The sequence below is a fragment of the Pedobacter sp. AJM genome (assembly GCF_002197755.1).
Lineage (GTDB): Bacteria > Bacteroidota > Bacteroidia > Sphingobacteriales > Sphingobacteriaceae > Pedobacter.
Genome location: NZ_NHOT01000008.1, coordinates 130922 through 144533, shown reverse-complemented (window position 1 = coordinate 144533; position 13612 = coordinate 130922). Strand labels below are relative to the sequence as shown.

Annotated in this window: 9 protein-coding genes and 1 tRNA gene; 5 read left to right on the top strand and 5 right to left on the bottom strand. The window is 38.2% G+C overall.

The genetic code is table 11. The features are described 5' to 3' along the window. Positions 1-103: 103 nt before the first annotated feature. Positions 104-178: transfer RNA gene (locus CBW18_RS15745), tRNA-Val, on the bottom strand. A 63-nt stretch (positions 179-241) separates the two neighbouring features. After that, a complete protein-coding gene (gene recO, locus CBW18_RS15740) occupies positions 242-967 on the bottom strand; it encodes a DNA repair protein RecO (protein ID WP_088302277.1) in 726 nt (241 codons plus the stop codon). A gap of 120 nt (positions 968-1087) precedes the next feature. On the opposite strand from recO, the gene CBW18_RS15735 reads away from it, so the two are divergent. Further along, entirely contained in the window at positions 1088-3403 is a 2316-nt protein-coding gene (locus CBW18_RS15735) for an RND family transporter (protein ID WP_253249063.1), read from the top strand. Between the two features lie 4 nt (positions 3404-3407). Here the strand turns inward: CBW18_RS15735 and CBW18_RS15730 are convergent, their stop codons facing one another. Continuing rightward, complete coding sequence (locus CBW18_RS15730; protein WP_088302276.1) at positions 3408-3680, bottom strand: isoleucyl-tRNA synthetase; 273 nt, start codon at positions 3678-3680, stop codon at positions 3408-3410. A gap of 257 nt (positions 3681-3937) precedes the next feature. Here CBW18_RS15730 and ileS point away from each other — a divergent pair, with 257 nt between their 5' ends. The 4 genes from ileS (at position 3938) to CBW18_RS15710 (ending at position 9057) form a co-directional block, all read left to right on the top strand. Next, positions 3938-7339 (top strand): isoleucine--tRNA ligase, encoded by a 3402-nt coding sequence (ileS, locus tag CBW18_RS15725; RefSeq protein ID WP_088302275.1) that lies wholly within the window; start codon positions 3938-3940, stop codon positions 7337-7339. A gap of 30 nt (positions 7340-7369) precedes the next feature. Beyond that, positions 7370-7753: a TraR/DksA C4-type zinc finger protein gene (locus CBW18_RS15720; RefSeq protein WP_029286865.1), complete on the top strand. Its 384-nt coding sequence runs from the start codon at positions 7370-7372 to the stop codon at positions 7751-7753. Continuing rightward, positions 7753-8355, top strand: coding sequence for a lipoprotein signal peptidase (locus CBW18_RS15715; RefSeq protein WP_088302274.1), 603 nt, complete (start codon positions 7753-7755; stop codon positions 8353-8355). The genes CBW18_RS15720 and CBW18_RS15715 overlap by 1 nt, the downstream gene beginning before the upstream one ends. A gap of 186 nt (positions 8356-8541) precedes the next feature. Continuing rightward, a complete protein-coding gene (locus tag CBW18_RS15710; protein ID WP_088302273.1) occupies positions 8542-9057 on the top strand; it encodes a DUF4269 domain-containing protein in 516 nt (171 codons plus the stop codon). A gap of 174 nt (positions 9058-9231) precedes the next feature. Here the strand turns inward: CBW18_RS15710 and odhB are convergent, their stop codons facing one another. Both odhB and CBW18_RS15700 read right to left on the bottom strand, forming a co-directional pair. Further along, a complete protein-coding gene (gene odhB / locus CBW18_RS15705) occupies positions 9232-10467 on the bottom strand; it encodes a 2-oxoglutarate dehydrogenase complex dihydrolipoyllysine-residue succinyltransferase (RefSeq protein ID WP_088302272.1) in 1236 nt (411 codons plus the stop codon). Positions 10468-10567: 100 nt separating this feature from the next. After that, a complete protein-coding gene (locus CBW18_RS15700; protein ID WP_088302271.1) occupies positions 10568-13366 on the bottom strand; it encodes a 2-oxoglutarate dehydrogenase E1 component in 2799 nt (932 codons plus the stop codon). Positions 13367-13612: the final 246 nt, after the last annotated feature.

The window sequence follows — 13612 nt, the reverse complement described above, 5'->3', positions numbered from 1 at the left end:
GACCCCCTCGGTGTAAACGAGGTGCTCTGAACCAGCTGAGCTAATTTCCCTTTTGTTAAAGGTCTTTATTCTTAATAAATCTTTCAAATCCTTGAAAGCTGTGTGGGAAATGAGGGGTTCGAACCCCCGACCCCCTCGGTGTAAACGAGGTGCTCTGAACCAGCTGAGCTAATTTCCCTTTCCTTTTGGGAATGCAAATATAGCGCTATAATCTTGTTTCGCAAATCTTTTTTATTTTTTTTCAGCTTAACAGGGTTTCTAAAATTTTATGCGATTGCACTTCCCCAAACGAAGCCGTATGTAAGGTATAGAAAACCAATATCTTATCCAGCAGAAAACGCCTGCGCACATTACTCATTTTTATTTCAGAAATTTTTTCCAGTGGCATAATAAACAATAAGATGAAGCTTTCTGCATCCTCAAGCTGAAGATAATTCGCATGAACAGGCAAACGGGAAACAAATGCTCCCTCTTGTAAATCGAAATAAACCTGATCACTCCTTTTTTTCTCATTTGGTGAAAACCCTAGAAACCGGGTTAGTTTTAATAAAAAAGAAAGATGGAAATTCGGATTAATTTCTTCCACCTCATCAAACCAGGCAATCGCATTAAAAAGATAATCAAACAGGCTTTCATCAGCTGATTGCTGGCGGATACTTTTATAAAGTACTTCGTTCAGAAAAATAACTATACTGGTCTTAACAATATCATAGGGAATGGTTTTAAAGACAGGTGTTTGCCTCAACTCCGAAATCCGTTGAATATTGGTATTGGCCTTATGATAAACCACCATATCCAGAAGATGTAAAGACTGAAGCATATTCATCTTTATCTTCGCCTTTGGCTTTTTTACCCCGTTAATCAGGTAAGACTGCATTCCAAATTTATCCGTAAGCACCTGAACAATTACACTGGTTTCGCTGTAACTGGTGGTTTTTAAAACTATGCCTCTTACTTTGTGCAACATCTTATGGAATCATTTTTTCAAAAGTATGCTATTTGTGCAAATTTAATTGCCCTAAAAGTGATTACGATTTGTAAATAAGATTAGTTTTGTCGTTATCATTAAAATTAAACCAGTTAACACATGTGGGAAAAGCTATCAAGGTTTATTCTTCAGAACCGTATCGCCATTATTGTCTTTTTTTTATTAGGAACAGCTTTCATGGCCTATCAGGCCAAAAATGTCAAACTCTCTTACACGGGAAGTAAGATTTTACCTGTTACCGATAGTGCATTTATCAAATACAACGCATTTAAAAAAACCTTTGGCGAAGATGGCAGCGTAATGGTTGTCGGAATCCAATCACCTGACATATTTAAGAAGGAAATCTATAACCAGTGGGTTCAACTATCTAACGATATCCAAAAATTAAAAGGCATCAAACAAGTCTTATCATCCGGTCGGATTTTTCAATTGGAAAAAGATACTGTAAATCAGAAATTCACCTTAAAAGCAATTCCAGGTGGATTGGTTACGACCGATGCGGAAATGGATTCCATCAAAAATACCCTATATAATACACCATTTTTTGAAGGCCTTGTTTACAATAAACAGAATGCCACGCTAATGGCCATTACTTTCGATACCAAAATATTAAATACGGCTGCGCGAAATCCTATATTAAAACAGATTGAGGAAAAAGCAAAGGCCTTTCAGAAAAAAACCGGCATCCAGGTTCATATTTCAGGTTTGCCATACATCCGGACTGCCGTAAGTAAATTGGTAAGCAATGAGTTTGTGCTCTTTCTGGGCTTATCTATTTTGGTTTCAGCAGCAATTCTCCTGTTCTTTTTCAAAAGGTTTTATGCCGTATTTTTCCCTATCCTGGTAGTCATCATGGGTGTGATCTGGAGCATCGGAACACTGGTTTTATTTGGATTTGAACTTACCATTTTAACGGGATTAATCCCACCACTTATCGTGATCATTGGCATTCCAAACAGCATTTTACTGTTAAATAAATACCAGAATGAATTGAGAAAAGATGGAGATAAACAGCGGGCTTTGAGCATTACCATCGAAAAAATTGCAGTGACTACACTCATCGCGAATATTACGGCGGCAATTGGTTTTGGTGTGCTCTATTTTACAGGAAGTGAATTATTGATGCAATTTGGCAGCGTGGCATCCCTTAATGTGATGATCACCTGGTTCATGTGCCTGTGTTTAATTCCGATTATTTTCAGCTACCTGCCCGCACCGAAATTAAAAGCACAAACACACGTTGAGGAAGGTTTTCTCCATAAATTATTAATTAAAACCGATAACCTGGTTCAACAGCGAAGCAGCCTGATTTACCTGGCCACCATCGTGATCTCCATTATTGCTATTATTGGGGTATTTAAAATTAATGTAAATGGCTACGTGGTTGATGATTTGCCTAAAAATTCCGAGATCTTAACCGATTTAAAGTTTTTTGAGAAAAATTTTGAAGGAATTTTGCCTTTAGAAGTAAGTGTTGATACGAAGAAAAAGAATGGTGTATTTAATTTAATCAACTTAAAAAGAATGGAGAAAATGGAAAAAATGATTTCCGCCTACCCGGAATTCTCCCGGTCTATTTCAGTTAATATGGGTTTAAAATATGCTACTCAGGCTTTTTACAATAATGATTCAACGTTTTTCCGATTACCAGATAACCTGGAGAAAAACTTCATTTTGGCATATATTGCTAATGGTGGAAAAGGAAATTCAAATTTACTAACCAATTTTATCAGTAAAGGCAATCAAAGCACCAGAATCAGTTTTCAAATGGCTGATGTGGGCTCCAAACGCCTCGATGCTATCATGGCTGAATTAAAACCCCGTATTGATAGCATTTTACCACCAAATAAATTTGATGTGGAGCTTACTGGCTCAAGCGTAATTTTTTCGAAGGGAACAGATTATATGCTAAAACATCTTTTTGAAAGCATTGGCTTGGCAATTATTTTGATTTCACTTTTACGTTTAGCACAATTTAAGAGTCTAGGCATTATGTTTATTTCATTGCTTCCAAACATCGTTCCTTTAATTATTACCGCCGGAATCATGGGTTACTTTGACATTTCGTTAAAGCCATCAACGATTCTGATTTTCACCATCGCATTCGGACTGGCTTCTGATCAAACCATCTATTTCCTTACCCGTTATCAGCAAGAAATCAACTTGACCAATTTTTCTGTTCCGAGAGTGATTAAAGATACCATCACCGAAACCGGCGTGAGCATGACGCATATTGCGCTGATTCTCTTTTTTGGATTTGGAATTTTCACAGCTTCCACCTTTGGAGGAACCGTAATTTTAGGCTTGTTGCTGTCTATCACCTTATTTGTGGCATTGCTATTTAACCTCACCTTATTGCCGGCATTGGTTTTATGGCTGGATAAAAAGAAGGTGAGAAAAGATTTAAATCCATAAAACTTTAATCCTTATTGTTTTTTTCTTCTTCCTCATCAACAGGTACTTCTACGGTAGGGTCAGTGATAATTTCTGCATTTCCATCCCGGTCTTTTTTGGCAAAAAGTATTGGGTATAACATCCATAATGCACCTATCATCACTAAAATACCGGCAATAATTTGCAGATATCTGGCACCCTCCACATCATATGCATCTAATGTGCGATAAAGTATATAGGAAATCACGCCTGCAATCAATACCAGAACGGCTTTTTGTAGTTTTAATAATTTTATCATCAGAACTTAAATTTGAATCGATATTATAAATAGAACAGAAATTATTCCTGTTGGTTCTAAAAGTTACTAAAATAAACAAATCTAACTTCGTTTATTTTAAAGCACTTGTTGATGTAACAATGAAGGTTTCTGATGCTAATGAACATCATGCATAAAGAATATTAAGCCATTTTGCATTAAAGTATTTACATCAAAACTACCAAATTTGAGTGAAAAACTTTAACTTTGCATCCTTAATTTTTTGAGGTACTTGATTGATGTATAGCGAATTTAAACAATTGGAACTGGCCAAAATAGGACAGGAAATACTGGATTTCTGGAAAAAGGAAAACATCTTTGAGAAGAGCATTTCTTCCCGTCCGAAATCTAATCCGTTTACCTTTTACGAAGGTCCGCCGTCGGCCAATGGCATGCCGGGGATTCACCACGTAATGGCACGTGCAATTAAGGATATTTTTTGTCGCTATAAAACCCTAAAGGGCTATCAGGTAAAACGTAAAGGCGGTTGGGATACGCATGGTTTACCAATTGAACTTGCCGTAGAAAAAAAATTAGGAATCACTAAAGAAGATATTGGCAAAAAAATCAGTGTTGATGATTATAATGCAGCCTGTAAAGAAGAGGTGATGCGTTATACTGATGTTTGGAACGACCTGACCGAAAAAATGGGTTATTGGGTTGATCTTGAAAATCCGTACATCACATATGAAAATAATTATATTGAAACCCTTTGGTGGATCTTAAAGCAACTTTACAATAAAGGATTTTTATACAAGGGTTACACCGTTCAGCCTTATTCGCCTGCTGCGGGAACAGGTTTAAGTTCGCATGAGCTAAACCAGCCAGGTACGTATAAAGATGTAAGCGACACTACAATTGTGGCGCAGTTTAAGGCCATTAATGAAACATTACCAGAGGCTTTAAAGGCTTTTGGCACCATTCACTTTTTAGCCTGGACCACTACGCCATGGACTTTACCAAGTAATACAGCATTAACGGTAGGACCGAGAATTGATTATGTCCTGGTTAAAACGTTCAATCAATATACCTTTGAACCTATTCAGGTCATTTTAGCTAAAGCACTGGTAGGGAAACAATTTGCCGGAAAATACTTTTTATCAGAAAGTGAGGAAGACTTCAACAACTTCAAAGCTGACGATAAAAAAATCCCCTATACCATTTTGGGAGAATTTGTTGGAGCAGATTTAGTTGGCATTAAATACGAGCAATTATTGCCTTATGCATTGCCATACCAAAATGCTGAAAATGCTTTCCGCGTCATATCAGGAGATTTCGTCACCACCGAAGATGGTACGGGTATTGTGCACACGGCACCTACTTTTGGTGCTGATGATGCGCGTGTAGCCAAACTGGCTACTCCGGAAATACCGCCTATGCTGGTATTGGATGAAAAAGGCAATGCTGTTCCATTAGTGGATTTACAGGGAAAATTTATCGCTTCTTTAGGTGGCAATTATGGCGGTAAATACGTTAAGAACGAATACTATAAAGATGGCGAGGCTCCTGAAAAATCTGTTGATGTAGAGTTGGCCATCCAGCTGAAAGAAGAAAACAAAGCTTTCAAGGTAGAAAAATACGTCCACACCTATCCACACTGCTGGAGAACGGATAAACCAGTTTTATACTATCCATTAGACAGCTGGTTCATCAAAACCACCGCTGTAAAAGATAAAATGGTGGAACTGAACAAAACCATCAACTGGAAACCGGAATCTACCGGGACAGGTCGTTTTGGCAACTGGTTGGAAAATCTGGTTGACTGGAATTTATCCCGCTCCCGTTATTGGGGAACTCCCCTACCCATCTGGCGCACCGCCGATGGCCTGGAAGAGAAATGTATCGGTTCTATCTCGGAATTAAACATTGAAATCGCAAAATCTATTGAAGCTGGCTTGATGCCTGCAGGTTTTGAGTTGAAAGATATGCACCGCCCATATGTTGATGACGTGATTCTAACTTCATCAACAGGTGAAAAAATGATGCGCGAAACCGACTTGATCGACGTTTGGTTTGATAGCGGTGCCATGCCTTATGCACAATGGCATTTCCCTTTTGAAAATAAAGATGAATTTGCAAATGCTTATGCTGCCGATTTCATAGCAGAAGGTGTTGACCAAACCAGAGGCTGGTTCTTTACTTTACATGCCCTTGCCGTAATGTTAAGTGAAGCCAGTGATGAAATTAAGGAAGTAAATGCTAAAACTGGTAATCCGGGTGTTGCTTTTAAAAATGTAGTTTCAAATGGATTGGTCCTTGATAAAAACGGCAACAAAATGTCTAAACGTTTAGGCAACGCCGTTGATCCGTTTAGTACTATCGAAACCTACAGTGCCGATGCAACACGCTGGTACATGATCAGCAATGCATCCCCATGGGATAACCTGAAATTCAGTTTGGAAGGATTGGATGAAGTGCGCCGGAAATTCTTCGGTACACTGTATAATACTTATGCCTTTTTTGCTTTATATGCCAACATCGATAAATTTGAGATCGACAAAAATAACCTGAGCAAAGTAGCTGAAAGAACAGAGTTAGACCGTTGGATTTTATCGCTGTTGCAAAACCTGATCAGCGAAGTAGATGAGGCTTATAATACTTATGAGCCTACCAAAGCATCAAGAGCTATCCAAACTTTTGTAGATGAGCATTTAAGCAACTGGTACATCAGGTTAAGCCGCCGCCGTTTCTGGAAGGGTGAAATGACAGATGATAAACGTGCTGCTTATGAAACACTTTACACCTGTTTGGAAACTTTGTCGCAATTAATGAGCCCCGTAGCTCCATTCTTTGCAGATTGGTTGTACAGAAACCTGACCGTTACGGACGCATACGCAGAACAATCGGTGCATTTAACCTTATGGAATGAAGCAGACCAAAGTTTGATTGATCATGATTTAAATGAACGCATGGTTTACGCCCAGAATATTTCTTCGATGGTTTTATCGTTGCGTAAAAAATCAAGCATCAATGTTCGTCAGCCATTAGCGAAAATCTTAATCCCATCTTTAAATGGAGATTTCGAGCGTAAAATATCAAAAGTTGCTGATTATATCCTTTCTGAAACCAATGTAAAGCATATCGAATTCATTACCGATACGCATGGCATTGTGAAGAAAAAGTTAAAGCCTAACTTTAAATCCTTAGGTAAAAAAGTTGGTAAAGACATGAGCATCGTAAAAGCGGCTTTAGAAAACATGACCCAGGATGATATCCAACGTCTGGAGGTTGATGGTTACCTGAATGTCTTTGGAAGTGATAATATTCAGCATGCGATCGATTTAAATGATGATGTGGAAGTTTTTGCTGAAGATATTCCGGGCTGGCAGGTAACCAACATGGGCAACTTGACAGTAGCTTTAGATGTGACGATTTCTGAAGAGTTGAAACATGAAGGACTCTCCCGTGAACTGGTCAATAGAATCCAGAATTTACGCAAGGAATTAAACTTTGAAGTAACGGATCGGATTAAAGTGTCTTTACAAAATGATAACCTTATTGCTATAGCAGTTGCTAAAAACAAGGCCTACATTTGCGCTGAAATTTTGGCCGATGATTTTGAATTGACGGATACTGGCTTAGCTGAAAACAAAATCACTATAGATGATGTTGAATTAAGCATTTCAGTAACTAAAATATAAATCCATATATTAGAAAACTAAATTAAAAACATGGAAAACAGTAACAAAACACGCTACTCAGACAGTGAACTTCAGGAATTTAAAGAGCTTATTCAAGATAAATTACGCAGTTCTAAAGAAGAACTTAATGCCTTAACTTCATCTTTGAGCAATCCTAATGCAAATGGCACTGAAGATACTTCCGGAGCCTATAAAACGTTGGAAGATGGTTCTGCAACAATGGAGAAGGAACAAATCAATCAGTTGGCTGCCCGTCAGAAAAAATTTATTGATAACCTGGAGAATGCATTGGTTAGAATTGAAAATAAAACTTATGGTATTTGCCGTGAAACTGGCAAATTAATTCAGAAAGAACGTCTACGCGCAGTTCCTCATGCTACTTTGAGCATGGAAGCCAAATTAAAGCAAAGTTAATGAAAGGCTATACAAAACCTTTACTTCTTATCTTTCTGGTTTTACTTGCCGACCAGGTATTAAAAACCTGGATTAAAACCAACATGTATCTCGGCCAGGAGTTTAATATCATAGGTAAATGGTTCATTATCCATTTTACTGAAAATAATGGAATGGCCTTCGGTATGGAGTTTGGTGGAGAATTTGGTAAGCTTGCCTTATCATTGTTCCGCATTGCTGCCGTTGCTGGTATCGGATATGGACTTCATTATTTAATTAAGCATAAATACCACCGGGGTTTAATCTTAAATGTTGCACTGATTTTTGCTGGTGCTGTAGGAAATATCATCGACTCGGTTTTTTATGGAAAAATTTATGGCTACGAAACGTGGTTCCATGGCAGAGTGGTAGATATGCTTTATTTTCCAATCGCTGAAGGACACTTCCCGAGCTGGATTCCGATTTGGGGAGGAGATGAATTCATTTTCTTCAGACCCGTTTTTAACCTTGCAGATGCTGCGATTTCAGTCGGAGTGATTCTCATCCTGATCTTTCAGAAAAACTACTTTAAGGAAGATGTGAAGGATGAAGTAAGTATTAACAGTGAGATTGTGGAAGATTAAGTGAATTAAGATTGTTAATTTACAGCTTACAATTGAAACCTATCGTAGGGATAGTAATAGCTTTAAATAATTACAGGCCCGTTTCTTTACCGAAATGGGCTTTTTTGTTTATTGATTAAGTTGACAACTTTAATACCACAATAGAAAAGAATTTGTCAACTTTAAATCCAGAAAAGGTGCCTAAAAATGATAAATTTTCTTAACCTGTCTTATTTAAAATCAGGAAATCCAAAGCAACAAAGTGCTTATCAGGTTTTAACCAAAAATAGCATACTGGAGAAACTGGCGGAGTTTACACCTGTTTTAGTTGGAACCATACCAATCAACATCGACATTCAAAACAGTGATTTAGACATCATTTGCGATGTTCAGGATAAAGAAAAATTTAAGCATACTTTGTTAACTCATTTTCAAGGAGAGAGGGGCTTTAGCATTTCGGAAAACCAAGCCTTAAATGCGCTTAAGGTAAATTTCTTTTTAGAAGATTTTGAAATCGAAATCTTTGGTCAGAATATCCCTGCTACTGAACAAAATGCCTATCGCCATATGGTAATCGAACATCAATTACTGCTTGAAAATGGTGAGGAGTTCAGACTAAAAATCATTAATTTAAAAAAGCAGGGTTACAAAACGGAACCGGCCTTTGCAAAGTTGCTGGGTTTGAGTGGAAATGCTTATGAAGCACTTTTAAACTTGTGCTAAACGGACCTGAGCTTATGTAAACATAAGTAATTTCTTAAAGATTCCTTAGTAGTTGTACCTATTACAAAGGCAATTGTATTGACATGGCATTTAAAAGCTCGGTTACCTCAATAAAAAAGCCTTCGATTTTTTCAATCGAAGGCTTCTCGTATATATCAATTCCCTTTTAAAGGATTAAACACCCAATAATAACCTGGCTGGATCTTCCAATAGTTGTTTCACCCGAACCAGAAAACCTACAGACTCACGTCCGTCGATAATTCTATGGTCATAAGATAACGCAACATACATCATTGGACGAATCACCACCTCACCTTTTTCAGCAACCGGACGCTCCACAATATTGTGCATACCTAAAATAGCAGATTGTGGGGCATTAATAATCGGAGTTGACATCATTGAACCAAATACACCACCATTAGTGATGGTAAAAGTTCCACCAGTCATTTCTTCGATGGTTAATTTACTATCGCGTGCTTTCAAGGCCAAGGTTAAAACTGATTTCTCAATTTCTGCAAGCGACATACTTTCAGCGTTGCGGATAACCGGAACAACTAAACCTTTTGGAGCAGAAACAGCAATAGAGATATCAGCAAAATCGTTATAAATCAACTCTTCACCTTCAATGCGACCATTTACAGCCGGAAATTCTTTTAATGCTACGGTAACCGCTTTAGTGAAAAAACTCATGAAGCCTAAGCCTACACCAAATTTTTCTTTAAACTGATCTTTATATTTTCCACGTAAATCCATAATCGGCTTCATGTTCACCTCATTGAAAGTGGTTAACATGGCCGTTTCATTTTTAACTGCAACCAAACGTTTCGCAACGGTTCTGCGCAAAGGAGACATTTTCTCACGACGCTCAGCACGTGCACCTGCAGGAGTAGCAGCAACGGGCGCAGCAGCAGCTTTAGGCGCTTCCGGTTTTTTACCAGCTTCCGCTTTTACCGCGTCATCTTTAGTAATGCGACCATCAACACCTGTACCTTTTACAGCAGCAGTATCAATCCCTTTTTCTGCAAGTATTTTTCCCGCAGCAGGAGAAGGTGTTCCGCTAGCATAAGAGTCTTTATTCACCTGTTGTGAGCCTTCAGTCTTTGTTGCTTCTTCAGCTAGCGCAGGTGCATCAGCTTTAGGGCTTTCACCTTCCTGCTTAGGACTGGCAGCAGCACCACCATCTTCAATATTACAAACAACTGCGCCAATGGCTAATGTATCACCTTCAGCGGCTATGGTTTTTAAAGTTCCAGCTTGTTCTGCGGTCAATTCGAAAGTAGCTTTGTCTGATTCTAACTCCGCAATAACTTCGTCCATCTCCACAACATCGCCATCGTTCTTTATCCAACGTGATAAAACAACTTCTGTTATCGACTCACCAACCGGTGGAACTTTGATCTCTAAACTCATATTTTTAAAATTGTAATTTTTGTTGTTATCTGTTTTAAGATTGAAAGTTGGGATATTTTAAATTTACAACCTTCAGCCTTATACTTTTTTACCTTAAACCTTAGTCTGCTTCAGCTAATTTTTTACTGGCCTTTTTTGTTTCATCTTTAACTTCTTCTTCCTTTACAGAAACCTCTAAAGCCTTCGCTAAAATATAGGTTTGTTGGTTGGCATGTTGTTTAGCGAAACCTGTTGCGGTACTACTGCTCTCTTTTCTTGAAATCACATCAATACCTTTTAAGCCTGTTTTGTACAATTTGCGGAACAGATATGGCCATGCCCCCATGTTTTCTGGTTCTTCCTGTACCCAGAAAATTTCGTTTGCATTTTTATATTTTGCCTTGATAGCTTCCATCTGATCAACTGGTGTTGGGTATAATTGCTCTACACGAACAATGGCAACATGTTTTACCTGATCAGTTTGCTTTTTTTCCAATAGTTCGTAATAAATCTTACCACTACAGAAAACAATACGGGTGACCTCATCTACCTTTACATTTACATCATCAATCACCTCTTTAAATCCACCATCAGTAAACGCTTCTAATTTAGAAACACAAGATGGATGACGCAATAAGCTTTTTGGAGAGAAAACTACTAAAGGTTTCCGGAAATCGCGTTTAAACTGGCGACGTAGTACGTGGAAAAAGTTAGCAGGAGTAGTACAATTAACCACCTGCATGTTATAATCAGCACAAAGCTCCATGAAACGCTCGATACGTGCTGATGAATGCTCAGGTCCCTGCCCTTCGTAACCATGTGGCAATAACATGACTAAACCATTTTCACGTTGCCATTTGGTTTCTGCACTGGCAATATATTGATCGACTACAATTTGTGCGCCGTTAAAGAAATCGCCAAACTGTGCCTCCCAGATGGTTAAAGCATTAGGATTAGCCATTGCATAGCCGTACTCAAAACCTAAAACACCATATTCTGATAAGTGGGAATTATAAATATCAAATGGTGCCTGCTGATCTGAAATGTTTGCCAATGGTACATATTCTTCCTCACTATCTTCAAGTGTTAAAACTGCATGACGGTGTGAAAAAGTACCACGCTCAACATCCTGACCACTTAAACGAACACGCTTGCCCTCTGATAACAAAGTACCATAAGCCAGTTGCTCGCCCATTGCCCAATCGAAAACATGGGTTTCATTAACCATCTTTGTACGTTCAGCAAAAAGTTTTTCAATTTTTTTGAAGAATTTTTTATCTGATGGTAAAGTGGTGATGCGTTTACCTATTTCCAGTAAAGTTGATTTTTTTACCGCCGTAACAGGAGAGGTTTCGAAATCTTTTGGTGTCGCCATCCGCAAATCTGCCCAGGCACCACCAAATTTAACTTCATCCTTACTTGCAACAAATTCTTTGGCTTCGTTTAAGCGTTCCTGTAAAATACCACGGAAATCTTTTTCCATTTCCTTGGCCAGTCCAGCTTCCAGTTTACCTTCTTTAGTTAATTGTTCAATATAAATTTCCCTTGGGTTAGGGTGTTTTTCGATGGTTTTATACAACAGAGGCTGTGTAAATTTAGGTTCATCAGATTCATTGTGCCCGAAACGACGGTAACATAAAATATCAATAAACACATCGTTCTTGTATTTCTGACGATATTCCATCGCCAGATTAATGGCGTAAACCAAAGCTTCAGGATCATCACCATTTACATGAAAAACTGGTGACAACGTTACTTTAGCAATATCCGTACAGTATGTGCTCGTACGTGCATCTTTATAATTGGTGGTAAAGCCGATCTGGTTATTAATGACCAGATGAATGGTTCCACCTGTTTTATAACCTTCAAGGCCTGCCATCTGAATCACTTCATATACAATTCCCTGGCCGGCTACTGAAGCATCACCATGAATTAAAATAGGTGCCAAACGGCTGTTATCGCCACCATATTTAAAATCAATTTTTGAGCGGCTCATGCCTTCTACCACACCGTCAACGGTTTCCAGGTGTGATGGGTTTGGGCAAAGACTTAAGTGTACACTTTTTCCGGTAACGGTAGTAACATCTGTAGAGTAACCTAAGTGATATTTTACGTCACCTCCAAATGGGGTGTCAGGATTATAGCTTTTGCCTTCAAATTCTGCAAAAATATCTTTATAGGTTTTTTGCATGATGTTCGCCAGTACGTTTAAACGACCGCGGTGCGCCATACCAATTACAAATTCTTCAATTCCTAAATCTGCACCTTTTTCAATAACAGAATCCAATGCCGGAATTAAAGCCTCTGCGCCTTCTAAAGAAAAACGTTTTTGTCCTAAAAATTTAGTCCCAAGAAAGTTTTCAAAACTTACCGCCTCATTTAATTTTTTCAGAATACGCTTCTTCTCATCAATAGAGAAACTTGGCGTATTACGGGCACTTTCCATCTTTTGCTGAATCCAGTTCAGCACTTCCGGTGTACGTAAAAATTTATATTCTGCCCCGATTGAGCTGGTGTAGGTTTGTTTCAGAAAAGCAACAATATCTTTTAATTTTGCTGCGCCAATCCCGATTTCAACCCCTGAATTGAAAACTGTTTCCAGATCGGCATCAGAAAGGCCAAAGTTTGAAAGATCTAAAGTTGGTAAATGCTTGCGTCTTTCGCGAACAGGATTGGTATGTGTAAATAAGTGACCACGGCTTCTGTATCCGTCAATCAGGTTTAAAACACTAACCTCTTTTAAGAACTGTTCAGGGGTTTCTACGTTAATGGCTGAAGTTTCAGCACTCCGCCCGAAATCGAAACCTTCAAAAAACTTTTGCCAACCAAACTCAACTGATTCAGGATCTTGCTGATACGATTGATATAAAGAATCTACATATTCGGCGTTAGCGCCGTTGAGATAAGATAAACTATCCATTATTAACTGATTACTATAAGCATTACAAAATTAGAATTTTACCTTATATAAATGGCAAAAAACTGGATTAATTGCACAAAAAAATATATTTAGAAACATTCTGACATTCAGCAAAATTAACGCTGGATGAATTAAAGAAATTTTTAGTTAAAGCATAAAGCAAAACCCAGGCCAGTATTCGCAATTGGATGAGAGAATGAAAAATGAATGAATGAGTGAGGGAATGAATGAATGAATAAGTGATAG